At 64.1% G+C, this 25,083-nt stretch carries 19 protein-coding genes and 1 riboswitch; of the genes, 10 read left to right on the top strand and 9 right to left on the bottom strand.

The annotated features are described in order from the left end of the window. Nucleotides 1–221 precede the first annotated feature (221 nt). The 4 genes from fba to tkt all read right to left on the bottom strand — a co-directional run bounded on the left by fba (nt 222) and on the right by tkt (nt 5,864). Nucleotides 222–1,286, bottom strand: coding sequence for a class II fructose-bisphosphate aldolase (gene fba, locus R3355_RS16475; protein WP_172150576.1), 1,065 nt, complete (start codon nt 1,284–1,286; stop codon nt 222–224). Between the two features lie 211 nt (nt 1,287–1,497). After that, on the bottom strand, nt 1,498–2,661 hold the full coding sequence (locus R3355_RS16470; RefSeq protein ID WP_318962132.1) for a phosphoglycerate kinase: 1,164 nt from the start codon (nt 2,659–2,661) through the stop codon (nt 1,498–1,500). Between the two features lie 4 nt (nt 2,662–2,665). Further along, the gene (gene epd / locus R3355_RS16465; RefSeq protein ID WP_318962131.1) at nt 2,666–3,733 is read right to left on the bottom strand and encodes an erythrose-4-phosphate dehydrogenase; all 1,068 of its coding nucleotides are present in this window, start codon (nt 3,731–3,733) and stop codon (nt 2,666–2,668) included. A gap of 133 nt (nt 3,734–3,866) precedes the next feature. Further along, nucleotides 3,867–5,864, bottom strand: a complete 1,998-nt coding sequence (gene tkt / locus R3355_RS16460; protein ID WP_318962130.1) for a transketolase — start codon at nt 5,862–5,864, stop codon at nt 3,867–3,869. Between the two features lie 194 nt (nt 5,865–6,058). Between tkt and R3355_RS16455 the strand changes: the two genes are divergently transcribed. The 3 genes from R3355_RS16455 (at nt 6,059) to ligB (ending at nt 10,204) form a co-directional block, all read left to right on the top strand. After that, complete coding sequence (locus R3355_RS16455) at nt 6,059–7,075, top strand: metalloregulator ArsR/SmtB family transcription factor (RefSeq protein ID WP_318962129.1); 1,017 nt, start codon at nt 6,059–6,061, stop codon at nt 7,073–7,075. Between the two features lie 12 nt (nt 7,076–7,087). Then, nucleotides 7,088–8,278 carry a methionine adenosyltransferase gene (gene metK, locus R3355_RS16450; RefSeq protein WP_318950500.1) on the top strand — a complete coding sequence of 397 codons (1,191 nt, stop codon included), beginning with the start codon at nt 7,088–7,090 and terminating at the stop codon, nt 8,276–8,278. 240 nt (nt 8,279–8,518) lie between these two features. Beyond that, complete coding sequence (gene ligB, locus R3355_RS16445; RefSeq protein WP_413243527.1) at nt 8,519–10,204, top strand: NAD-dependent DNA ligase LigB; 1,686 nt, start codon at nt 8,519–8,521, stop codon at nt 10,202–10,204. 81 nt (nt 10,205–10,285) lie between these two features. Here ligB and R3355_RS16440 read toward each other — a convergent pair whose 3' ends face one another. The 4 genes from R3355_RS16440 to R3355_RS16425 form a co-directional block, all read right to left on the bottom strand. Next, the gene (locus tag R3355_RS16440) at nt 10,286–10,735 is read right to left on the bottom strand and encodes a cytochrome c (protein ID WP_318962127.1); all 450 of its coding nucleotides are present in this window, start codon (nt 10,733–10,735) and stop codon (nt 10,286–10,288) included. Nucleotides 10,736–10,833: 98 nt separating this feature from the next. After that, the gene (locus tag R3355_RS16435; protein WP_318962126.1) at nt 10,834–11,220 is read right to left on the bottom strand and encodes an MAPEG family protein; all 387 of its coding nucleotides are present in this window, start codon (nt 11,218–11,220) and stop codon (nt 10,834–10,836) included. Nucleotides 11,221–11,333: 113 nt separating this feature from the next. Further along, nucleotides 11,334–12,617 carry a Zn-dependent hydrolase gene (locus R3355_RS16430; protein ID WP_318962125.1) on the bottom strand — a complete coding sequence of 428 codons (1,284 nt, stop codon included), beginning with the start codon at nt 12,615–12,617 and terminating at the stop codon, nt 11,334–11,336. Nucleotides 12,618–12,757: 140 nt separating this feature from the next. Next, entirely contained in the window at nt 12,758–14,245 is a 1,488-nt protein-coding gene (locus tag R3355_RS16425; RefSeq protein ID WP_318962124.1) for an NCS1 family nucleobase:cation symporter-1, read from the bottom strand. A 599-nt stretch (nt 14,246–14,844) separates the two neighbouring features. On the opposite strand from R3355_RS16425, the gene hydA reads away from it, so the two are divergent. The 3 genes from hydA (at nt 14,845) to preA (ending at nt 19,137) form a co-directional block, all read left to right on the top strand. Next, on the top strand, nt 14,845–16,284 hold the full coding sequence (hydA, locus tag R3355_RS16420) for a dihydropyrimidinase (protein WP_318962123.1): 1,440 nt from the start codon (nt 14,845–14,847) through the stop codon (nt 16,282–16,284). A 210-nt stretch (nt 16,285–16,494) separates the two neighbouring features. Next, nucleotides 16,495–17,862, top strand: coding sequence for an NAD(P)-dependent oxidoreductase (locus R3355_RS16415; protein ID WP_318962122.1), 1,368 nt, complete (start codon nt 16,495–16,497; stop codon nt 17,860–17,862). After that, nucleotides 17,863–19,137: an NAD-dependent dihydropyrimidine dehydrogenase subunit PreA gene (preA, locus tag R3355_RS16410; RefSeq protein ID WP_318962121.1), complete on the top strand. Its 1,275-nt coding sequence runs from the start codon at nt 17,863–17,865 to the stop codon at nt 19,135–19,137. An 86-nt stretch (nt 19,138–19,223) separates the two neighbouring features. Here preA and R3355_RS16405 read toward each other — a convergent pair whose 3' ends face one another. Beyond that, complete coding sequence (locus R3355_RS16405) at nt 19,224–19,844, bottom strand: TetR/AcrR family transcriptional regulator (protein ID WP_318962120.1); 621 nt, start codon at nt 19,842–19,844, stop codon at nt 19,224–19,226. A gap of 139 nt (nt 19,845–19,983) precedes the next feature. Next, nucleotides 19,984–20,077, top strand: a riboswitch (S-adenosyl-L-homocysteine riboswitch). Between the two features lie 23 nt (nt 20,078–20,100). Here R3355_RS16405 and ahcY point away from each other — a divergent pair. From ahcY to R3355_RS16385, 4 genes are all read left to right on the top strand, one after another. Then, on the top strand, nt 20,101–21,510 hold the full coding sequence (gene ahcY / locus R3355_RS16400; RefSeq protein ID WP_318962119.1) for an adenosylhomocysteinase: 1,410 nt from the start codon (nt 20,101–20,103) through the stop codon (nt 21,508–21,510). Nucleotides 21,511–21,611: 101 nt separating this feature from the next. Beyond that, on the top strand, nt 21,612–22,457 hold the full coding sequence (gene metF / locus R3355_RS16395) for a methylenetetrahydrofolate reductase [NAD(P)H] (protein WP_318947629.1): 846 nt from the start codon (nt 21,612–21,614) through the stop codon (nt 22,455–22,457). Nucleotides 22,458–22,677: 220 nt separating this feature from the next. After that, nucleotides 22,678–24,051 (top strand): nucleotide 5'-monophosphate nucleosidase PpnN, encoded by a 1,374-nt coding sequence (gene ppnN / locus R3355_RS16390; RefSeq protein WP_318962118.1) that lies wholly within the window; start codon nt 22,678–22,680, stop codon nt 24,049–24,051. 117 nt (nt 24,052–24,168) lie between these two features. Then, nucleotides 24,169–24,960, top strand: a complete 792-nt coding sequence (locus R3355_RS16385; protein WP_318962117.1) for a substrate-binding periplasmic protein — start codon at nt 24,169–24,171, stop codon at nt 24,958–24,960. The last annotated feature ends 123 nt before the right edge of the window (nt 24,961–25,083 follow it).

Raw genomic sequence — 25,083 nt, 5'->3', positions numbered from 1 at the left:
TTCTGCACGGCGGCTATCGCCGACTCAGAGGCGGTAAAATATCGACCGTCCTCGCGAGGACGCCTACAGGCGTTCGCGGCGCATAGCCCGGCTGAAATCCGGGAGCGGTTTTTCAGGCCCAGACTTCCCCGGATTTCATCCAGGCTACAAAAAAATGCTGCTCACTTGACTTAAGTGAACAGCATTGGCATCGCTGCGGGCTTTTCGCTGCAGCCCGAGGCTCAGTTGACCTTGGCGGCCAGTTCGCCCTTGGCGTAGCGCTGGAACATGGCTTCCAGGGAGATAGGCTTGATCTTCGAGGCATTGCCGGCGGTGCCGAAGGCTTCGTAGCGAGCGATGCAGATGTCGCGCATGGCGGTGACGGTGGCGCCGAAGAACTTGCGCGGGTCGAACTCGCTCGGGTTGGTCGCCATCAGCCGACGCATGGCACCGGTGGAGGCCAGGCGCAGGTCGGTGTCGATGTTGACCTTGCGCACGCCGTACTTGATGCCTTCGACGATTTCCTCGACCGGCACGCCGTAGGTTTCCTTGATGTCGCCGCCGTACTGGTTGATGATCGCCAGCCACTCCTGCGGCACCGAGGAAGAACCGTGCATCACCAGGTGGGTGTTGGGGATGCGCTTGTGGATTTCCTTGATGCGGTCGATGGCCAGAATGTCACCGGTCGGCGGCTTGGTGAACTTGTAGGCGCCGTGGCTGGTGCCGATGGCGATGGCAAGAGCATCGACCTGGGTGCGCTTGACGAAGTCGGCGGCTTCTTCCGGGTCGGTGAGCATTTGGCTGTGATCCAGCACGCCTTCGGCACCGACGCCGTCTTCTTCACCGGCCATACCGGTTTCCAGGCTGCCGAGGCAACCCAGCTCACCTTCCACCGAGACGCCGCAGGCGTGGGCGAAGGCTACGGTCTGCTGGGTCACGGCAACGTTGTAGTCGTAGTCGGCCGGGGTCTTGCCGTCTTCTTTCAGCGAGCCGTCCATCATCACCGAGCTGAAGCCCAGCTGGATCGAGCGCTGGCAGACGTCAGGGCTGGTGCCGTGGTCCTGGTGCATGCACACCGGGATATGCGGGAATTCTTCGATGGCGGCCAGGATCAGGTGGCGCAGGAAGGGTGCGCCGGCGTATTTGCGCGCCCCGGCGGAAGCCTGGACGATCACCGGGGAATCGGTCTTGTCGGCCGCCTCCATGATCGCGCGCATCTGCTCGAGGTTGTTGACGTTGAAAGCCGGCACGCCGTAGCCGAATTCGGCGGCGTGGTCGAGCATCTGGCGCATGCTGATAAGTGCCATGGTGTTCTTTCTCCCGGAGGGACTCGTTAATCGTGCAGCCTGCCGCAGGGGCAGGCGCTATTCAAGTTATTGGAGACCGGGGGCAGCCTGGCCTCTTGTTCAAGCAGGGCTGCCCTGAGGTCTTCCCGGATTGCATCCGGCTACCAAACAAGGGTGCCGTCGATCCAATCATCACTAGCAGCCCAGTAAAGCAGGCATTGATCGCCCTTGCTCAGCCCTTGGCGCGCTGCTCCAGCACTGCCACAGCCGGCAGCACCTTGCCCTCGACGAACTCGAGGAAGGCGCCACCACCGGTGGAGATATAGGAAATCTTGTCGGCCACGGCGTATTTGTCGATGGCCGCCAGGGTGTCGCCACCACCGGCAATCGAGAACGCCGGGCTGGCGGCGATGGCTTCGGCCAGCACCTTGGTGCCGTTGCCGAACTGGTCGAACTCGAACACGCCGACCGGACCGTTCCACAGAATGGTCTTCGACGACTTCAGCAGCTCGGCGAACTGCAGTGCGGTCTGCGGGCCGATATCGAGGATCATGTCGTCATCGGCCACATCGGCGACCAGTTTGACGGTTGCTTCGGCGTCTTCGGCAAAGGCCTTGGCCACCACCACGTCCACCGGCAGCGGCACGCTGACCTTGGCGGCGATGGCTTTGGCGGTATCCAGCAGATCGGCCTCGTACAGCGACTTGCCGACCGGGAAACCGGCGGCGGCGAGGAAGGTGTTGGCGATGCCGCCACCGACGATCAGCTGGTCGCAGATCTGGCTCAGGCTGTTCAGCACATCGAGCTTGGTCGACACCTTGGAGCCGGCGACGATAGCCGCCATCGGTTTGGCCGGATTGCCCAGCGCCTTGCCCAGGGCATCCAGTTCGGCCGCCAGCAGCGGACCGGCGCAGGCGACCTGGGCGAACTTGGCCACGCCATGGGTCGAGCCCTGGGCGCGGTGGGCGGTGCCGAAGGCATCCATGACGAACACGTCGCACAGGGCGGCATATTGCCGGGCCAGGTCGTCGCTGTTTTTCTTCTCGCCCGGGTTGAAGCGCACGTTTTCCAGCAGTACCAGTTCGCCGGGCTGGACCACGACGCCGTCGAGGTAGTCGCGCACCAGCGGCACTTCACGGCCGAGGGCCTTGCTCAGGTAGTCGGCAACCGGCTTGAGGCTGTTTTCTGCGGAGTATTCACCCTCGCTCGGGCGCCCCAGGTGCGAGCAGACCATGACCGCCGCACCCTTTTCCAGGGCCAGCTTGATGGTCGGCAGCGAGGCGAGGATGCGCGCGTCGCTCGTCACCGCGCCGTCTTTTACCGGCACGTTGAGGTCTTCGCGGATCAACACGCGCTTACCTTGGAGGTCGAGGTCGATCATCTTCAAAACGGTCATGGAATCAGTCCTTCACGGGGGCTGGTTGAATGGAAACGGGAGACACGGCGAGGAAGTGTTCGGCCACGTCGAGCATGCGATTGGCGAAGCCCCACTCGTTGTCGAACCAGGCCAGCAGATTGACCAGGCGCGGCCCGGAAACCCGGGTCTGGCTGCCATCGACGATGGCCGAGTGCGGATCGTGGTTGAAATCACAACTGGCATGCGGCAACTCGGTGTAGGCAATCAAGCCCTGCAGCGGACCACTTTCGGCGGCCTGACGCAGCACCCGATTGATTTCATCGGCACTGGTATCCCGCGCAGTCTGCAAGGTGATGTCCAGGCAGGACACGTTTACCGTCGGCACACGTATGGCTTTGGCCTGAATCCGCCCGCTTAGTTCCGGCAACAGGCGTTCGATACCGCGAGCAAGGCCGGTGGACACCGGAATCACCGACTGGAAGGCCGAACGCGTGCGTCGCAGGTCTTCGTGGTGGTAGGCGTCGATCACCGGCTGATCGTTCATCGCCGAGTGGATGGTGGTGATGGAGACGTACTCCAGCCCCACCGCCTCGTTCAGCAGCTTGAGCAGAGGAACCCCGCAATTGGTGGTGCAGGAGGCGTTGGAAACCAGCTTCTCCGCGCCGCTCAGACACTGTTGATTGACCCCAAAGACCACGGTGGCATCGATATCCGTGTCGCTGGCCATCGGCTGGGAGAACAGCACCCGCGGCGCGCCGGCCGCAAGGAAGCGCTGGCCATCGGCGCGGGTGTGATAGGCGCCGGAGCACTCGAGCAACAGGTCGATATCCAGCGCCGCCCAGTCGATGCCTTCCGGCGTCGCCTGGCGCAGCACCTGCACACAGTCGCCATTGATATGCAGGCAGTCGCCGGCGACTTTCACCTCACCGGGAAAACGCCCGTGGGTGGAGTCGAAACGGGTCAGGTATTCGATGCTGGCCTGATCGGCCAGATCATTCAGCGCGACTATTTCCAGGCGCGCCCCGGCACCGCGTTCATGCAGCGCGCGCAGCACGCAACGACCGATGCGGCCGTAGCCGTTGAGGGCGATTCTGTAGGGGCGATTGGGCATGGGGACTCGAACGTAGGTTGGGTTGAGGAGCGCAGTGACGATACCCAACAACCTGGGCAGCGCCACTGCAAAAACGATGGGTATCGCTTCGCTCAACCTGCGCGGCGCGACCCATCCTACGGTTCTCCTGACCTCAGTCTTCCAGCAGTTCGGCGGCGGTTTCCAGCAGGTTTTCGACGGTGAAGCCGAAGTGTTCGAACAGCGCCGGCGCCGGGGCCGACTCGCCGAAAGTGGTCATACCGATGACGCGACCTTCCAGGCCGACGTACTTGTACCAGTAGTCGGCATGGGCGGCTTCGATGGCGATCCGCGCGCCAACCTGTACCGGCAATACCGCCTGCTTGTAGCCGGCGTCCTGGGCATCGAACACGCTGGTCGACGGCATCGACACCACGCGCACCTTGCGGCCCTGCGCACTCAGCTGCTCGTAAGCGGCGACCGCCAGGCCGATTTCCGAACCGGTGGCAATCAGGATCAGCTCCGGCTCGCCATTGCAGTCCTTGAGCACGTAGGCACCGCGGGCGATGTCGGCCACCTGCTGGGCCGAGCGCATCTGGTGCGTCAGGTTCTGTCGGCTGAAGATCAGCGCGCTGGGACCGTCATTGCGCTCGATCGCGTACTTCCAGGCCACCGCCGATTCCACGGCGTCGCAGGGACGCCAGGTGTCGAGGTTGGGCGTGCAGCGCAGGCTGGCCAGCTGCTCGATCGGCTGGTGGGTCGGGCCGTCTTCGCCGAGACCGATAGAGTCGTGGGTGAACACGTAGAGCACGCGTTTTTTCATCAGCGCCGACATGCGCACGGCATTGCGCGCGTATTCCATAAAGATCAGGAAGGTCGCGCCGTAGGGCACGAAGCCGCCGTGCAGGGCGATGCCGTTCATGATCGCGCTCATGCCGAACTCGCGCACGCCGTAGAACATGTAGTTGCCGGAGGCGTCTTCAGCGGAGACGCCTTGGCAGCCTTTCCACAGGGTCAGGTTGGAACCGGCCAGGTCGGCAGAGCCGCCGAGGAATTCCGGCAGCAGCGGACCGAAGGCGTTCAGCGCGTTCTGGCTGGCCTTGCGGCTGGCGATGGTCTCGCCCTTCTCGGCGACTTCCTGGATATAGGCGGCGGCCTTCTCGGCGAAATCGGCCGGCAATTCGCCGGTGATACGCCGCTTGAACTCGGCGGCCAGTTCCGGATAGGCGGTGGCGTAGGCGGCAAAGCGCTGATCCCACTCAGCCTCGGCGGCGGCGCCGGCTTCCTTGGCATCCCACTCGGCATAGATATCGGCCGGGATCTCGAACGGGCCGTGGTTCCAGCCCAGGGCAGCGCGGGTCAGGGCGATTTCGTCGACGCCCAGCGGCGCACCGTGGCAGTCTTCCTTGCCCTGCTTGTTCGGCGAGCCGAAGCCGATGGTGGTCTTGCAGCAGATCAGGGTCGGCTGCTCGCTCTTGCGCGCGGTGTCGAGGGCGATCTTGATTTCTTCGGCGTCGTGGCCGTCGACATTGCGGATCACCTGCCAGCCGTAGGCTTCAAAGCGCTTCGGCGTGTCGTCGGTGAACCAGCCCTCGACTTCGCCGTCAATGGAAATGCCATTGTCGTCGTAGAAGGCGATCAGCTTGCCCAGGCCGAGGGTGCCGGCCAGCGAGCTGACCTCGTGGCTGATGCCTTCCATCATGCAACCGTCGCCGAGGAACACGTAGGTGAAGTGGTCGACGATCTGGTGGCCGTCGCGGTTGAACTGGGCGCCCAGGACCTTCTCGGCGAGGGCGAAGCCCACGGCATTGGCCAGGCCCTGGCCGAGCGGGCCGGTGGTGGTCTCCACGCCCGGGGTGTAGCCGTATTCCGGGTGGCCCGGGGTACGGCTGTGCAGCTGGCGGAATTGCTTGAGGTCTTCGATGCCCAGGTCATAGCCGGTCAGGTGCAGCAACGAGTAGACCAGCATCGAGCCGTGACCGTTGGACAGCACGAAGCGGTCGCGGTCGGCGAAGCTCGGGTTGCTCGGGTTGTGCTTGAGGTAGTCGCGCCACAGCACTTCGGCGATGTCCGCCATCCCCATAGGAGCACCCGGATGGCCGCTGTTGGCTTTCTGCACGGCATCCATGCTCAGGGCACGAATGGCATTGGCACGCTCACGACGGCTGGGCATCACTGAATCTCCTACGGGTTTTGCAACAGGAAGGTCGAAAAAGGCGGCCATTTTCGCCCAGTGGAGCCCGCCGGGGCAATGACAGATAGTCGCAGAGCCAATGTTTTCTGGCTTCAGCACCATCAATACCAATATCAAAACTTTTTGATATTGGTATTGATGGATGAAAAATGACCGACTAGACTGCTCGGCTTATGAATATGCGCGCCTCTCACCTGGCCTTCGAGCCCGTCGACGCCCTCGCCGCCCTGTGCAAGGCCAGCGGCGATCCGCTGCGCCTGAATATCCTCCGCGCGTTGAGCAACGATTCCTTTGGGGTGTTGGAATTGGCGCAGATTTTCGCCATCGGCCAATCGGGTATCAGTCATCACTTGAAGGTCCTGGCCCAGGCCGGCCTGGTCGCCACCCGCCGCGAAGGCAATGCGATCTTCTACCGCCGCGCCCTGGCCCATAACGAACAACCGGGCAGTCGCCTGCATGCGGCCCTGCTCGATGAAGCGGACAGCCTGCAGCTGCCCAGCGAGGTGCAGGACCGGATTGCCGAGGTGCACAGCCAGCGCGCCGCCGCCAGCCAGGATTTTTTCGCCCGTACGGCGGCCAGCTTCCAGGCCCAGCAAGACCTGATCGCCGGCCTGCCGCAATACCGCGACAGCCTGCTCTCGCTGCTCGACTCCCTGGCCTTTGCAGCAACCGCCACGGCGCTGGAAATCGGCCCGGGCGACGGCGGCTTTCTGCCCGAACTGGCCAAGCGCTTCAGTCGGGTGACCGCCCTGGATAACAGCCCGGCGATGCTCGAACTGGCCCGCATGCGCTGTGAGCAGGACGGCCTGGGCAATGTCGCGCTGCAACTGGCCGATGCCCTGAGCGATGACTATCCGGCCGCCGACTGCCTGGTGCTGAATATGGTCCTGCACCATTTCGCTGCGCCGGCCGAGGCGCTGAAACAGCTGGCCCTGCGGGTAAACCCCGGCGGCAGCCTGCTGATCACCGATCTCTGCAGCCACAACCAGAGTTGGGCCAAACAGGCCTGCGGCGATCTCTGGCTGGGCTTCGAACAGGACGACCTGGCCCGCTGGGCCATCGCGGCAGGCCTCAACCCCAGTGAGAGTCTGTATGTAGGCCTGCGCAACGGCTTCCAGATTCAGGTGCGGCACTTTGCCAAGCCCCATGAAAACAGCGGCCTGCGGGCCACCGTCACCGGTAAACAATAGGAAAACCGATCGATGAGCGAATACTCCCTTTTTACCTCCGAGTCCGTCTCCGAAGGCCATCCTGACAAGATCGCCGACCAAATCTCCGATGCGGTGCTCGACGCCATCATCGCCAAGGACAAACACGCCCGCGTGGCCTGCGAGACCCTGGTCAAGACCGGCGTGGCGATTGTCGCCGGCGAAGTCACCACCAGCGCCTGGGTCGACCTCGAGCAGATCGTCCGCGACGTCATCTGCGACATCGGCTACACCAGCTCCGACGTGGGCTTCGACGGCGCCACCTGCGGCGTAATCAACATCATTGGCAAGCAGTCCCCGGACATCAACCAGGGCGTCGACCGGGCCAAGCCGGAAGACCAGGGTGCCGGCGACCAAGGCCTGATGTTCGGCTACGCCAGCAACGAAACCGACGTGCTGATGCCCGCGCCCATCGTCCTCAGCCACCGCCTGGTCGAGCGCCAGGCCGAAGCGCGCAAGTCCGGTCTGTTGCCGTGGCTGCGCCCGGACGCCAAGTCCCAGGTCACCTGTCGCTATGAAAACGGCAAGGTGGTCGGCATCGACGCGGTGGTGCTGTCGACCCAGCACAACCCGGAAATCAGCCAGGCCGACCTGCAGGAAGCGGTCATGGAACTGATCGTCAAGCACACCCTGCCGGCCGAATTGCTGCACAAGGGCACCCAGTACCATATCAACCCGACCGGCAAGTTCGTCATCGGCGGCCCGGTGGGCGACTGCGGCCTGACCGGGCGCAAGATCATCGTCGACACCTACGGCGGCATGGCCCGTCACGGCGGCGGCGCCTTCTCCGGCAAGGACCCGTCCAAGGTCGACCGTTCGGCGGCTTACGCCGGTCGTTACGTGGCGAAGAACATAGTCGCTGCAGGTTTGGCCGAGCGCTGCGAGATCCAGGTGTCCTACGCCATCGGCGTGGCCCAGCCGACCTCGATTTCGGTCAACACCTTCGGCACCGGCGTGATCAGCGACGACATGATCATCCAGCTGATACGCGAGCACTTCGACCTGCGCCCCTACGCGATCACTCGGATGCTCGACCTGCTGCACCCGATGTATCAGGCGACCGCGGCCTACGGCCACTTCGGCCGCACCCCGGTCGAGATGACCGTCGACGACGACATCTTCACCGCCTTCACCTGGGAAAGAACCGACAAGGCCGCCGAACTGCGCGCCGCCGGCGGTTTGTAAGCCTCACGGACACGACTCAAAGGCCCCGCCTGGTGCGGGGCTTTTTGTTGTCCGCAGAAAACGGACTAGCAGGCCGTTGAAAAACGTAGGCGAGGTAGGCAAGACAAGGCAAAAGCAGGCGAGGAAGCGGAGTTTACGAGCTGTAAATGAGCATTCCGAGCCTGTTTTTAACGCAGTATTGCCAACGCAGGTAGTTTTTCAACGGCCTGCTAGGCTGTAAAGCCTGGTGCCCGAGCAAGGATGCTCATGATGAAAGCCCGGCTCACGCTTCTACTCCTCATTGCCCTTACCCTCGATGCCTGGGCCGCCCCTTGCCCCGACTGGCCTGCGGCGCAGGCCAAGGCTGAAATAGCCGCACTCGGCGCTCAGGTCGCCGCCTGGGACCAGGCCTATCACCGCCGGGGCGTGTCGCTGGTGGCCGACGAAGTCTACGACCAGGCGCGCGCCCGCCTGGAGCAGTGGCGCAGCTGCTTTGCCGGGATCGGCGCGCCGCTGCCTGATCCCCTGGCCGGCAGCGCCGGGCGCATTGCCCATCCGGTGGCGCAGACCGGGCTGCGCAAGCTGGCGGACAGCGCCGCGGTGCGCGACTGGATGGCGACCCGCGAAGACCTGTGGATCCAGCCCAAGGTCGACGGCGTGGCGGTGACCCTGGTCTATCGCGCCGGCCTTCTGCAGCAGGCCATCAGCCGTGGTGACGGCCGTCACGGCCAGGACTGGACGGCTCAGGCACGGCGCCTGCCGGCGATTCCGCAACGCCTGCCGACGCCGCACGACCTGACCCTGCAAGGCGAACTCTATTGGCGCCTGCCCCGACACGTACAAGCCGAGACTCGCGGCCTCGGCGCACGCGGCCGGGTCGCCGGATTACTGGCGCGCCACAGCCTCGGCGAAGCAGACGCCGCCGGCATCGGCCTGTTCGTCTGGGACTGGCCGGACGGCCCGGCCGAGATGCGCGAGCGCCTGCAGCGCCTCGACGCCATGGGCTTTGCCGACAGCCAACGGTTCAGCCAGCCGATCGGCGACTTCAACCAGGCCAGCCACTGGCGCGAACACTGGTACCGCAGCGCCCTGCCCTTCGCCAGCGACGGCGTGGTGCTGCGCCAGGGCAACCGACCGCTGGCAGGACGCTGGCAAGCCGAACCACCGCACTGGGCGGCGGCCTGGAAATACCCCTTGAGCCAGGCGCTGGCGGTGGTGCAGGCGGTGGGTTTTCGCATTGGCCGCAGCGGCCGGATCACCCCGGTGCTGCGCCTGCAGCCGATCAGACTGGACCAGCGCAGGATAGAATTTGTCAGCCTCGGCTCGCTGCAGCGCTGGCGCACCCTGGACATTCGCCCCGGCGATCAGGTCGCCATCCAGCTGGCCGGGCTGACCATTCCCAGACTGGACAGCGTGGTCTGGCGCAGCCAGCAACGCCCCGTGATCGAGGCACCGCAAGCCGACGACTACCATCCGCTGAGCTGCTGGCGGGCAACGCCGGCCTGCACCAGCCAGTTTCGCGCACGCCTGGCCTGGCTCAGTGGCAAACAGGGTTTGGCGCTCCCCGGGGTCGGCCCCGGCACCTGGGACAAGCTGTTGCAGGCGCAGCAACTCGACGGCCTGCTCGACTGGCTGACGCTCTCCGCCGTGCAGTTGGGCGCGGTACCCGGTCTGGGCCCGCGCAGCGCCGGCAAGCTCGAACAGAGTTTTGCCCTGGCCCGGCAACGCCCCTTTGCCGACTGGCTGCGCGCGCTCGGCCTGCCGCCAAGCGGCGTGGCGCCCCTGGCGGACAACTGGGATGAGCTGGTGCAACGCAGCAGCGGGGAGTGGCAGCGCCAGCCAGGCATAGGCCCGAGCCGCGCGGCGCAGCTGCAGGCGTTCTTTCGCCACCCGGAAGTCCAAGCCCTGCGCGAGCGACTGCGCACGGCAGGCGTCGAGGGTTTTTAGCTATTCAGCAGGACACCTGGCAGGGTGCGCCGCGCGCACCACATATCCGCACCGATGCCTCGATCGGGCCTGGGGTTAACCCTAGAACGCGCGAAACTCCTCGTGACAGGCCTTGCAGCCGTCCTCGACGCGCTGCACGGGCGCGACCAGCTCGGCGCTTTGCAGCGGGCGGGCGGTAGTCGCGGCGACCAGCGCGGCAGTGCCGGCCTCGAGCTCGCGGGCAAGTTGCTGAAAGCGCTCCTGGCGCTGCCAGACTTCATCCTTGGCGCGGGTCTCGCCGCCCTCTTCCCTGACCTGGGGAAAGTGCTGCCAGGGCGTGCGGGTCAGTCGATCGAGTTCGGCCGCACCGCTGACGAAACCCTGCTCCTTGAAGGCGATGCGCCCACGCAGCATGCCGCCGAGGTCTTCGCTGACCTTGAGCATCTGCTTGAAGATGGCCTGGCGCTGGCCCTGCGGTGAATTCGGATCGACACCCCCGCAAGCAGTCAGGGTCAGGGCAAGCACAACGAGGAACAGGCTTTTCAGCTTCATAACACCTTCACGACAAACAGCTTGGGCTAACAGGCCGACAGTATCGCCATACATTGCCAGCGGGCCAAGCGTGGTGTGTTGCCGCAGCGATCAGCGGCTCAAGCCGAGACCACGAAGAGGCTGATGATCAGGCCCATGCCGACGAACCACACCAGCGAGCGTACTGCGGCCCAATCGGCCAGGTAGCAGAGCCAATACAGCACCCGACTGATGACGAAGGCGATGGCCAACTGATCGAGCAAGCCCTGCTCGGCGCCGCCGGCCAGGTGGGCGATGATCACCGCCGCGGCGAACGCCGGAGTGACCTCGAAACTGTTGAGCTGGGCATTGTTGGCGCGCCGGCCGAGGCCTTCGAGACCGGCGAGCAAAGCGCGCGGGTCATGGTTGTGCCTGGGGCTGAAGCCACCGCTGACGGCCTTGGCCGTGACGGTGGACAGGTAAGGTAGAAACAGTGCGATCAGTACGCACCAGTAGGCAGTTGTCATGGGCATTCCATAGCTTGGGGTCTGTTGACGTTTCGCAGCGGGCCCCAAGCTTGTACTGCCGACCGGCGGTCGTCCACGACTCAAGCGCACTATTTGGATGACATTTCGGCCAATCAGGCCGCCCGTTGGTCTTTGCCGACGGCCGCCGACGCCGCCAGCATCGCCCGCAGCAGCACCGCGCAGCCTGCGGCCAGATCCCCCGGCGCGGCATTCTCGATCTCGTTATGGCTGATGCCGCCTTCGCAGGGCACGAAGATCATCCCGGCCGGGCCCAGTTCGGCGAGGAAGATCGCGTCATGGCCGGCACCGCTGACGATATCCATATGGGTCAGCCCCAGGCTCTGCGCCGCGCCGCGTACCGCCTCGACACAACCCTGATCGAAATACAGCGGCGGAAAATCGGCGGTGGGGGTCAGCTCGAAGCTCAGGCCGTGCTGGGCGCAGGTCGCCTCGATCACCCCGCGCACCTCCTCGATCATCGAATCCAGGCGCGCCGGCTCGAGATGGCGGAAGTCCAGAGTCATGCGCACCTCGCCCGGAATCACATTGCGCGAACCGGGATAGGCCTGCAGGCAACCGACCGTGCCGCAGGCGTGCGGTTGATGCTCCAGGGCCACCCGATTGACCGCGGCGACCACGGCGGCGGCGCCGACCAGGGCGTCCTTGCGCAGGTGCATCGGGGTTGGCCCGGCATGGGCCTCGACGCCCTTGAGAGTCAGATCGAACCACTTCTGCCCGAGCGCGCCGAGCACCACGCCGATGGTCTTGTGCTGGTCCTCGAGGATCGGCCCCTGCTCGATATGCGCCTCGAAATAGGCCCCCACCGCATGCCCCGTTACCGCACGAGTGCCGGCATAGCCGATGGCGTTCAGGGCCTCGCCGACGCTGACGCCCTCGGCATCGCGCTTGGCCAGGGTCTCTTCCAGGGTGAACTTCTCGGCGAACACCCCGGAGCCCATCATGCAGGGGGCGAAGCGCGAACCTTCCTCGTTGGTCCAGACCACCACCTCCAGTGGCGCCTCGGTCTGCACGCCCAGGTCATTCAGGGTGCGCAGCACCTCGACGCCGGCCAGCACGCCGAAGCAGCCGTCGAACTTGCCGCCAGTGGGCTGGGTGTCGATATGGCTGCCGGTCATCACTGGCGGCAAGGCGGGATTACGCCCGGCACGACGGGCGAAGATATTACCGACGCCATCGACCGTCACGGTGCAGCCGGCCTCCTCGCACCAGCGCACGAACAGGTCGCGGGCCTGGCGATCGAGGTCGGTCAAGGCCAGACGACAGACCCCGCCCTTGACGGTGGCACCGAGCTGGGCCAGTTCCATCAGCGACTGCCACAGGCGCTCGCTGTTGATATGTAGCTGGCTGGATTGCAGGACATTTTCTGCCATGTTCATGCCGATCTCCTCAGGCTTGCTGGTTGTCTGACCGAACCCGTTCCGTGGGACGCAGGGTTCGCGGTAGGTCTGTTGGATCGCATCGCGGGCGTGGCCCGTTCCTACAGGTGCGGGCTGTCATTGCTCGCGGTGCTGTTGCCTTAAACCGGCGCCTTGGCCACCACCGGCTGCGCGCTACGCAGGCGACACAGGCCGAAATAGATCAGCCCGCCAAGGAAGGAGCCGGTAAACCAGCCGTAGTCGTAGAACCAGCTGAACGCACTGCTGCCCAGTGACATCAGGGTCAATGCCACTGGCACGGCGAAGGCGACAAAGCCGATCCAGTTCCACGCCGGGTAGACGTCGTCGCGGTACAGCCCGGCCAGGTCGAGGCGCTGCTTCTTGATCAGGAAATAGTCCACCACCATGATCCCGGCAATCGGCCCCAGCAGACTGGAGTAACCCAGCAGCCAGTTGGAATAGACGCTCTCCAGACTCAGGTCGGAGACCAGCAGGCCGAGCTTCTTCAGCAGCTCGTGACCCATCAGGCCGAGACCGATCAGGCCGGTGAGGATCACCGCCTTGGTCCGGTTGATCAGCTTGGGCGCGAGGTTCTGGAAATCATTGGTCGGCGAGACGATATTGGCCGCGGTGTTGGTCGACAGCGTGGCGACGATTATCAGCGCCATGGCCAGGGCGACCCAGCCGGGGCTCTGGATATGGCCGATCAGGCTGACCGGATCGGACACGGTTTCCCCAACCAGCGAGGCCGAAGCGGCGGTCAGCACCACGCCGAGGGCGGCAAACAGGAACATGGTCAGCGGCAGACCGATGATCTGGCCGATGATCTGGTCCTTCTGGCTCTTGGCGTAGCGGCTGAAGTCGGGGATGTTCAGCGACAAGGTGGCCCAGAAACCGACCATGGCGGTCAACCCGGCGAGAAAGTAGCCGGTGACGCTGGCGCCTTCCGGGCGTTTGGCCGGCTGCGCCAGCAACTCGCTCATCGACACATTGGGCAGCGCCCACACCAGCAGACCGGCACCGACCAGCACCAGCAGCGGCGCGGACAGGGTTTCCAGCCACTTGATCGACTCGGCACCGCGCAGCACCACCCACAGGTTGAGGGTCCAGAAGATCATGAAACCGATCACCTCACCGGTGCCACCCAGGCTCTTCCAGCCCTCGAAGATCGACCCGAGCAACAGGTGAATGGCCAGGCCGCCGAACATGGTCTGAATGCCGAACCAGCCGCAGGCCACCACGGCGCGAATCAGACAGGGCACGTTGGAACCGATCACCCCGAACGAGGAGCGCAGCAACACCGGAAACGGGATGCCGTACTTGGTGCCGGGAAAGGCGTTCAGGGTCAGCGGCACCAGCACGATGACATTGGCCAGCAGGATCGCCAGCAGCGCCTCACCCACCGACAGGCCGAAGTAGGCGGTCAGTACGCCACCCAGGGTGTAGGTCGGCACACAGATCGACATGCCAACCCACAGCGCGGTGATATGCCACTTGTTCCAGGTGCGCTCGTGCACCTTGGTCGGGGCGATGTCGTGGTTATAGCGCGGACTGTCGAGTACGTCGGGGCCAGCGGCCAGTTCGTACAAGCCATCGCGTTCGGTCACTTGCGATCTGCTCTGTTGCATACGGCCTCTCCAGGAATTGTTCTGATTGTTCGCTCATCAGGCTAAGCCGATGGCCGGAGTATTTTTACGTCTCAGCACCGGCCAGCGTGATAACGGCGACAATCAATAAGCGTGCCGAAAGCCTCACACACGCACTGAAAATCCCCGAAAAAACGCGCCAACCATCTGATTATTAACAGTTCTATAGAATCTATCGCCCTCCTCGGGGGACTCTCGTCGGCTTGCCACATAGGTGACCAGACAAGCCTGTCTTTATGGTCAGGATTCAAACTGGTGCAGGCAAACTTTCTTCCGTCAGCCGGAGCCGCTCACAGGCCGCACTCAACCGGCTGATTTTCCATAGGAAATCTTGACCATATTTGGTTCTTGTCAAGTGCGTCAAAATGATTATGGCGTGCACCATTTTGCTTTTTTATATATTTTTATGTTTGTTTTCAACACGTTAAAACAAAATACGTTCGTTAAAAAATATTCTTGATCAATCGTTTGGTAGCGACTAGATTCAATTCCTGTCAGGCGTGACAGGAATAAAACCTCTCGCCTGGCAGGTCATAACACCAAGAACCGGCATGCACCGGTCAGCCCGAGAGGAACTCGCTATGTCGCTGTTGATCCGTGGCGCCACCCTGGTCACCCATGAGGAAAGCTACCGCGCCGATGTGCTCTGCGCCGACGGTCTGATCCAGGCCATCGGCGACAACCTCGACGCCCCGACCGGCTGCCAGGTGCTCGACGGCAGCGGCCAGTATCTGATGCCCGGCGGCATCGACCCGCACACCCATATGCAATTGCCCTTCATGGGTACGGTGGCCAGCGAGGATTTCTTCAGCGGCACCGCCGCGGGTCTTGCCGGTGGCACCACCTCGATCATCGATTTCGTCATCCCCAACCCGCAGCAGTCGCTGCTCGAGGCCTTTCACACCTGGCGCGGCTGGGCGGAGAAGTCCGCGTCCGACTATGGCTTCCATGTCGCCATCACTTGGTGGAGCGAGCAGGTCGCCGCCGAGATGGGCGAGCTGGTGGAGAAATTCGGGGTCAACAGTTTCAAGCACTTCATGGCCTACAAGAACGCCATCATGGCCGCCGACGACACCCTGGTCGCCAGCTTCGAGCGCTGCCTGCAGCTGGGCGCAGTGCCCACCGTGCACGCGGAGAACGGCGAACTGGTCTACCACCTGCAGAACAAACTGCTGGCCCAGGGCATGACCGGGCCGGAGGCGCACCCGCTGTCGCGGCCCTCGCAGGTCGAAGGCGAGGCCGCCAGTCGCGCCATTCGCATCGCCGAAACCTTGGGTACGCCGCTGTACCTGGTGCACGTCTCGACCAAGGAAGCCCTGGATGAAATCACCTACGCCCGTGCCAAGGGCCAGCCGGTGTACGGCGAGGTGCTGGCCGGCCATCTGCTGCTGGACGACAGCGTCTACCGCCACCCGGACTGGCAGACCGCCGCCGGCTATGTGATGAGCCCGCCGTTCCGCCCGCGCGGGCACCAGGAGGCACTGTGGCGCGGCCTGCAATCGGGCAACCTGCACACCACCGCCACCGACCACTGCTGCTTCTGCGCCGACCAGAAAGCCGCCGGACGCGACGATTTCAGCAAGATCCCCAACGGCACCGCCGGCATCGAAGACCGCATGGCCGTGCTGTGGGATGAAGGGGTGAACAGCGGCAAGTTGACGATCCACGACTTCGTCGCGCTGACCAGCACCAACACCGCGAAAATCTTCAACCTGTTCCCGCGCAAAGGCGCGCTACGCGTCGGTGCCGATGCCGACCTGGTGCTCTGGGACCCGCAAGGCACCCGGACCATCTCGGCCAAGACCCATCACCAGCAGGTCGACTTCAACATCTTCGAAGGCAAGACCGTGCGCGGCGTGCCCAGCCACACCATCAGCCAGGGCAAGCTGGTCTGGGTCGATGGCGAGCTGCGCGCCGAACGCGGCGCCGGCCGTTACGTCGAGCGGCCAGCCTACCCGGCGGTGTTCGACCTGCTGAGCAAGCGCGCCGAGCTGAACCGGCCAATTGCCGTCGAGCGCTGAGCCAGGGACACAGAAGAACCTGTGGGAGGGGTCGGGCGGCGTTCCGCTTCAGCCGCGAAAATGTGGATAGCTCAGGAGCTGTCGCAGCTAAACCCCTCCCACAAAAAAACAACTGCAACCCATTCCACCACACCGGTCCGCAGAGACCGGACGGCCGCTTATCCGCTGTTAACTGCCCAATAAAAGCCACAAAACCGTGAGGCAATTACCGTGATAGACACCCTCAGCCATTTGCCGCGACCGCATGCCGGCGCCGCCGAACTGGCCGATCGTTTCAGCGATCTGGCCCCGCCGCTCACCGCTCGCCAGGCCGCCCTGGAAAGCGCTCGCTGCCTGTATTGCTACGACGCGCCCTGCGTCAACGCCTGCCCCAGCGAGATCGACATCCCCTCGTTTATCCGCAATATCAGCCATGAAAACGTTCAGGGTGCGGCCGAGAAGATCCTCTCGGCGAATATCCTCGGCGGCAGCTGCGCCCGCGTCTGCCCCACCGAAGTCCTTTGCCAGCAGGCCTGCGTGCGCAACAACGCCCAGGAATGCGCGCCGGTGCTGATCGGCCTGTTGCAGCGCTACGCCATCGACAACGCGCAGTTCAGCGAGCACCCGTTCCAGCGCGCCCCGGCCAGCGGCAAATGCATCGCCGTGGTCGGCGCGGGGCCGGCGGGGCTGTCCTGCGCCCATCGCCTGGCCATGCATGGTCACGAGGTGGTGATCTTCGAGGCCCGCGAGAAAGCCGGCGGGCTCAACGAATACGGCATCGCCAAGTACAAACTGGTCGACGATTTCGCCCAGCGCGAACTGGAGTTCCTCCTGCAGATCGGCGGCATCGAGATCCGCCACGGGCAAAAACTGGGCGGCGATCTCAGCCTGAGCGAACTGCACCAGCAGTTCGACGCGGTGTTCCTCGGCATCGGCCTGGCCGCCAGCAAACGCCTCGGTCTGCCGGGCGAAGACGCACCGGGCCTGCTGGCCGCCACCGATTACATCCGCGAACTACGGCAGAGCGACGACCTCTGCCAACTGCCCGTGGCCGAGCGCTGCATCGTCCTCGGTGCCGGCAATACCGCCATCGACATGGCGGTGCAGATGAGCAAGCTCGGCGCCCGCGACGTCAATCTGGTCTACCGCCGTGGCTTCGAGGAAATGGGCGCCACCGAACACGAGCAGGACATTGCCAAAGCCAATCAGGTGCGCCTGCTGACCTGGGCACAACCTGACGCCGTGCTGCTCGATGAACAGGGTCAGGTGCGCGGCATGCGCTTCGCCCGCACCCGCCTGGAAAACGGCCGCCTGCAAAGCACCGGGCAGACCTTCGAGCTGGCCGCCGACGCCATCTTCAGCGCCATCGGCCAGGCCTTCGACGGCCAGGCCCTGAGCGACCCGCTAGCCAGTGAACTGAAGCGCGAGGGCGAACGCATCTGGGTCGACGCCCAGCTGCAAACCAGCGTGCCCGGTGTGTACGCCGGCGGCGACTGCACCGCCCTCGGCCAGGATCTCACCGTGCAAGCCGTGCAGCACGGCAAGCTGGCCGCCGAGGCCATCCACTCTCATCTGATGCTCAATGTGGAGGCCGCATAAATGGCCGATCTATCCATCGAATTCGCCGGTATCAAGGCACCCAACCCGTTCTGGCTGGCCAGCGCACCGCCCACCGACAAGGCCTACAACGTAGTCCGCGCCTTCGAGGCCGGCTGGGGCGGCGTGGTGTGGAAGACCCTCGGTGAAGACCCGGCAGCGGTCAACGTATCGTCGCGCTACTCGGCGCATTTCGGGGCTAACAGGAGCGTCCTCGGGATTAATAACATCGAGCTGATCACCGACCGCTCGCTGGAAATCAACCTGCGCGAAATCACCCAGGTGAAGAAGGACTGGCCGGACCGCGCGCTGATCGTGTCCTTGATGGTGCCCTGCGTCGAGGAATCCTGGAAAGCCATCCTGCCGCTGGTGGAAGCCACCGGCTGCGACGGTATCGAACTGAACTTCGGCTGCCCCCACGGCATGCCCGAGCGCGGCATGGGCGCAGCGGTCGGCCAGGTGCCGGAATACGTGGAGATGGTCACCCGCTGGTGCAAGACCTACAGCTCGCTGCCGGTGATCGTCAAACTGACGCCGAACATCACCGACGTGCGCCTGTCCGCCCGCGCGGCCCATCGCGGCGGCGCCGATGCGGTGTCGCTGATCAACACCATCAACTCGATCACCAGCGTCGACTTGGAGCGCATGGTCGCCCACCCCATCGTCGGGACGCAGAGCACTCACGGCGGCTACTGCGGCTCGGCGGTCAAACCCATCGCCCTGAATATGGTCGCCGAGATCGCCCGCGATCCGGAAACCCGCGACCTGCCGATCTGCGGCATCGGCGGCATCGGCAGCTGGCGCGATGCGGCGGAGTTCGTGGCGCTGGGCTGCGGCGCGGTGCAGGTGTGCACGGCGGCCATGCTGCATGGCTTTCGTATCGTCGAAGAGATGAAGGACGGCCTGTCGCGCTGGATGGACAGTCAGGGCCATACCAGCCTGCAGGATTTCTCGGGCAAAGCGGTGGGCAATACCACCGACTGGAAGTACCTGGATATCAACTACCAGGTGATCGCCAAGATCGACCAGGACGCCTGCATCGGCTGCGGCCGCTGCCATATCGCCTGCGAAGACACCTCGCACCAGGCCATTGCCAGCCTGACCCAGGCCGACGGCACGCATAAGTACGAAGTGATCGACGCAGAGTGTGTGGGCTGCAACCTGTGCCAGATCACCTGCCCGGTGCAGGACTGCATCGAGATGGTGCCCCAGGACACTGGCAGGCCCTTCCTCGACTGGAACCACGACCCGCGCAATCCGTACCGCGTGGCCAGTTAACCACCGATCGCGGGCATGGCCTAGGCGTCCCCACCGCTCCTTGGCGAAACACCTAGGAGCGGGCCATGCCCGCGAAAACCAACCGATTATGGCTCCAACCCAATCCCGCGCAAGATCACACTGGTCACCGTCTGCACCGCCCGCTCGAACTGCAGGTCGGATAGCGCCTGGTGATCGTTGAGCACCCCGACCTGGTGGCTGAAGTCGGCATAGTGCTGCGTCGAGGCCCAGATCATATAGAGCAAGGCGGACGGCTCGACGGCCAGGATACGCTTGTCCTCGACCCACTGGCGGATCTTCGCCTCCTTCATCTTCGCCCAGCTGTACAAGCTGTCATCCAGGGTTTCGCCGAGCATGGGGGCGCCGTGGATGATCTCGTCGGCCCAGACCTTGGAGCCATGGGCGCGGGTGCGCGAGTGGTTCATCTTGGCGCGGATATAGGTGCTGAGCACCACCCGCGGATCGTCGTACATCTCGAAGCACAGCGCATCCTGCTTCCACACCTCGAGCAGGCCGAGCAGCACCGCGCGGTAGAGGTCGTCCTTGGTGCTGAAGTAGTAGTGCAGGTTGGAGCGCGGCAGCCCGACCAGTTCGGCGATGTCGCCCATGGCAGTGCCGCCATAGCCCTTCTCGGCGAAGACCTGTTCGGCGGCCAGAAGGATTTTGTCGACGTTGCGCCGACGAATCTCGCTCTTGTGATTGCCCATGTTCGGTCCATTGCGGCGGAATGGGCCAAGGCTACCACCCAGTTCCATCGCGAGCGACGGAAAGCCTTGGGCTTGGCGCCCGGCATCGCTATAATCGCCAGGTTTCACCCGACTGGCACAGCCCGGTCGTTCCCGCCACCTGTCCGAGGGGCGCTGCAGCAAACCCTGCTCTTCAGGGTTTTGTCAGGCTCGGATGGGGCGTTAACCATACGCATCAACGGCGCCCATTCGACACAAACGAATGGAGAACTCATTTATGAGCGCTGTACTGATGCCTGCCGATTTTACCGACTTCAAGGTCGCCGACATTTCCCTGGCCGCCTGGGGCCGCCGCGAAATCATCATCGCCGAATCGGAAATGCCCGCCCTGATGGGCATGCGCCGCAAGTATGCCGCCGAGCAACCGCTCAAGGGCGCAAAGATCATCGGCTGCATCCACATGACCATCCAGACCGCCGTGCTGATCGAGACCCTGATTGCCCTGGGCGCCGAAGTGCGCTGGTCGTCCTGCAACATCTTCTCCACCCAGGATCAGGCCGCCGCGGCCATCGCCGCCGCCGGCATCCCGGTGTTCGCCTGGAAAGGTGAGACTGAAGCCGAATACGAATGGTGCATCGAGCAGACCATCCTCAAGGACGGTCAGCCGTGGGACGCCAACATGATCCTCGATGACGGCGGCGACCTGACCGAGATCCTGCATAACAGATACCCGGCTATGCTCGACAAGATGCATGGCGTCACCGAAGAAACCACCACCGGCGTGCACCGCCTGCTCGACATGCTCAAGGCCGGTACCCTGAAAGTCCCGGCGATCAACGTCAATGACTCGGTGACCAAGAGCAAGAACGACAACAAGTACGGCTGCCGCCACAGCCTCAACGACGCGATCAAGCGCGGCACCGACCACTTGCTGTCCGGCAAGCAGGCGCTGGTGATCGGCTACGGCGACGTGGGCAAGGGTTCGGCGCAATCGCTGCGCCAGGAAGGCATGATCGTCAAGGTCAGCGAAGTCGACCCGATCTGCGCCATGCAGGCGTGCATGGACGGCTTCGAACTGGTTTCGCCATTTATCGATGGCATCAACGACGGCACTGACGCCAGCATCGACGCGGCCCTGCTGGGCAGGATCGACCTGATCGTCACCACCACCGGCAACGTCAATGTCTGCGACGCCAATATGCTCACCGCCCTGAAGAAGCGCGCCGTGGTGTGCAACATCGGTCACTTCGACAACGAAATCGACACCGCCTTCATGCGCAAGAACTGGGCCTGGGAAGAGGTCAAGCCGCAGGTGCACAAGATCCACCGTACCGGTCCCGGCAGCTTCGATGCGCACAACGACGACTACCTGATCCTGCTGGCCGAAGGCCGCCTGGTCAACCTGGGCAACGCCACCGGCCACCCAAGCCGGATCATGGACGGCTCCTTCGCCAACCAGGTGCTGGCGCAGATCTTCCTGTTCGGCCAGAAGTACGCCGACCTGAGCCCCGCGCAAAAAGCCGAACGCCTGACCGTGGAAGTGCTGCCGAAGAAACTCGACGAAGAAGTGGCGCTGGAGATGGTCAAGGGCTTCGGCGGCGTGGTCACCCAGCTGACCAAGCAGCAGGCGGAGTACATCGGCGTCACCCAGGAAGGCCCGTTCAAACCGGACGCCTATCGTTACTAAGTAGCCCGCAGGGTGGGTTACGCGCCGCACAGAAACCGTTGCGAGCCTTGGCTCAAGCGGCCTGCGGCGCAGGCCCACCCTACGCTTGAAGGGAACCTTCTATGTCTCAAGAACGCCGTTACAGCTTCGAGTTCTTCCCCGCCAAGACCGAAGCCGGGCATGAAAAACTGCTGAACACCGCGCGCCAGCTGGCCGCCTACAATCCGGACTTTTTCTCCTGCACCTACGGTGCCGGTGGCTCGACCCGCGACCGCACCCTGAATACCGTGCTGCAGCTGAATAACGATGTCGGCGTGAGCACTGCGCCACACCTGTCCTGCGTCGGCGACTCCAAGGCCGAGCTGCGCGAGCTGCTCAACCTGTACAAGAACGCCGGTATCGAGCGCATCGTCGCCCTGCGTGGCGACCTGCCATCCGGCATGGGTATGGCCAGCGGCGAGCTGCGCTACGCCAACGAGCTGGTCGGCTTTATCCGTGAAGAGACCGGCGATCACTTCCACATCGAAATCGCCGCCTACCCGGAGATGCATCCGCAGGCGCGCAACTTCGAGGACGACATCGCCAATTTCGTGCGCAAGGCCAAGGCCGGCGCCAGCAGCGCGATCACCCAGTACTTCTTCAACGCCGACAGCTACTTCTACTTCGTTGAGCGGGTACGCAAGCTTGGCGTGGATATCCCGGTGGTGCCGGGGATCATGCCGATCACCAACTACAGCAAGCTGGCACGCTTCTCCGACGCCTGCGGCGCCGAGATCCCGCGCTGGGTACGCAAGCAGCTGGAGGCCTACGGCGACGACAGCGACAGCATCCGCGCCTACGGCGAGCAGGTGATCAGCGAAATGTGCGAACGCCTGTTGCAGGGAGGCGCCCCGGGCCTGCACTTCTACAGCATGAACCTGGCAGAACCGAGTCTGGCCATCTGGAACAACCTCAAACTGCCGCGCTGACAGCTGCGCCGGGCATTTGCGCATGACGCCTCTGGCGGCAGGCGGGGCACTTGCCAGATCCCCGGCCCACGCTCCGCAGCCTGTTAGGCTGATGACCAATGCGACCAGCCCCTGCAGCATCGTCAGGCCAGGGTCACCACTGCCGCACAGCCGACACCACCATTCGACCGCGCGCTTGCCATGTACGGCTTGAGCGGAATGACAACCATGGAGCGCCGCAATGGCCACAAGAAAAACCACCAACGCCACCGTGACCCCCAAGGGCAGCCTGGAAACCCTGTCGCAGCGCGAGGTGCAACAACTGCGCGAGACCGGCTCCGGCAGCGTCTACGCGCTGTTCCGCCAATGCGCCCTGGCGATCCTCAACACCGGCTCGCACAGCGACAACGCCAAGACCATCCTGGAAGCCTACCCGGACTTCGAGATCCTCATCCATCAACAGGATCGCGGCATCCGCCTGGAGCTGCGCAACGCGCCGGCCGACGCCTTCGTCGACGGCGAAATGATCGCCAGCACCCGGGAAATGCTGTTCAGCGCCCTGCGCGATATCGTCTATACGCAGAGCGAACTGGAAAACAAGCGGGTGGACTTCAGCAGCTCGAAGGGCATCACCGACTATGTCTTTCACCTGCTGCGCAACGCCCGCACCCTGCGCGCCGGCGTGGAGCCGAAAATAGTGGTGTGCTGGGGCGGCCACTCGATCAGCACCGAAGAATACAAATACACCAAGGTCGTCGGCCATGAACTGGGCCTGCGCGGCCTGGACATCTGCACCGGCTGCGGCCCCGGGGTGATGAAGGGGCCGATGAAAGGCGCGACCATCTCCCACGCCAAACAGCGCATTGTCGGCGGGCGCTACCTGGGGCTGACCGAGCCGGGCATCATCGCCGCCGAAGCACCCAACCCGATCGTCAACGAACTGGTGATCCTGCCGGATATCGAGAAGCGCCTGGAGGCCTTCGTCCGCGTAGGCCATGGCATCATCATCTTCCCCGGCGGCGCCGGCACCGCCGAAGAACTGCTGTATTTCCTCGGCATCCTGATGCACCCGGCCAACCAGGACCTGCCCTTCCCGCTGATCATGACCGGGCCGAAGAAAGCCGCGCCCTACATCGAGCAGCTGCATGAGTTCATCGGCGCCACCCTCGGCCCCGAAGCGCAGCAGCGCTGCAAAATCATCATCAATGACCCGAGCCAGGTGGCCCGGGAGATGGCGCAAGGCATCCATGAGGTCACGCAGTACCGGCGCAAGCAGAATGACGCCTTCCACTTCAACTGGTTGCTGACGATCGACGAGCACTTCCAGCACCCCTTCGAGCCGACCCACGAGAACATGGCCAGCCTCAAGCTGACCCGCAACCAGCCGGTGCATGAGCTGGCCGCGCATTTGCGCCGCGCGTTCTCCGGCATTGTCGCCGGCAACGTCAAAGACCAGGGCATCCGCCGCATCGAACAGCACGGCCCCTACGAGATCACCGGCGACCAGGACATCATGCAGCCGCTGGATCGCCTGCTGCAGGCTTTCGTCGACCAGCACCGCATGAAGCTGCCGGGCAACACGGCCTACGTGCCCTGCTACAAACTGGTGACCTGAACAGGTTCATCGCGCCCTCCCCGGAAGGCGCGATGCCCCCTGGTTTTGTGAACTCACCACGCGAATAAGACCATTGGACCGCTTTTCAGCGTCGCGCGGCCCGCGTAGTCTGGCTCAATGCCATTATTCCACCGCCAATTAATCGCCACCCTGCTGTTCGCCTGCCTGAGCCTCGCGGCCCCGGGTCAGCCGCTGCGCATTGTCAGCGAAGCCTGGCCACCCTACATCCATGAAGATAACGGCGTACTGCGCGGCCTCGATTACGAAGCCGCGCAGACCGTCCTGCAACGCCTGGGCGTCGAGGTCGAATGGCAACTGCTGCCGTGGCGCCGCTGCCTGATGGCAATGGAACAGGGCCAGGCCGACGGCATCCTGGGCATCTTCCGCACACCCGAGCGCGAAGCCTCGATGCTGTTTGCCCGCGAACCGCTGTCGCAGGTCGAGCTCGTCCTGTTCTACGCCAAGGCCAACCCCCATCCATTCCATCGTCTCGCCGATTTGCATGGCCTGAAAATCGGCGTCTCCGCCGGCTACTGGTACAGCGACCGGGCCTTTCGTGAATCCACCCTGTTCACCCGCGAGCCGGCCCCCAGCCACGCGGCCAACTTCGGCAAGCTGGTGCGCAAACGGGTCGATCTGGTGATCAACGACCGCCGTGGCGGCCACTTCGTCCTGGCACAGACAGGCCTGGACAAACATGTCCGCCAGCACCCCCGGGTAGTCAGTCGCGACCGGCTGTACCTGGCGCTGCGCCGCAATGCCGGGCTTGAAGCGCTGGCCCGACGCTTCGCCAACGAACTGCGCAGGTTCAAGCGCGAGCCGGCCTACGCAGCCCTGCAAGCACGCTACAAAACCCCGGCTCACGCCCGGCTCGCGGCCCACCCAGCAAACCAGACGGCAAACCATTAAGCAGGTGAACGCTGCGCAAGGGCGCAGCTCTGTTATACTCCGACCTTCCCGCCAGGCTTGCGCCCGGATGCTAGTCCCCAGAGACCAGCAGTACCGGACGGGATTGCGCCCCCCAAACGCGAT

Origin of the sequence: Pseudomonas sp., from assembly GCF_033723075.1 — a bacterium.
Lineage (GTDB): Bacteria > Pseudomonadota > Gammaproteobacteria > Pseudomonadales > Pseudomonadaceae > Aquipseudomonas.
Note: the sequence above shows the minus strand (reverse complement) of the source record. Positions and strands in the feature narration are given on the sequence as shown.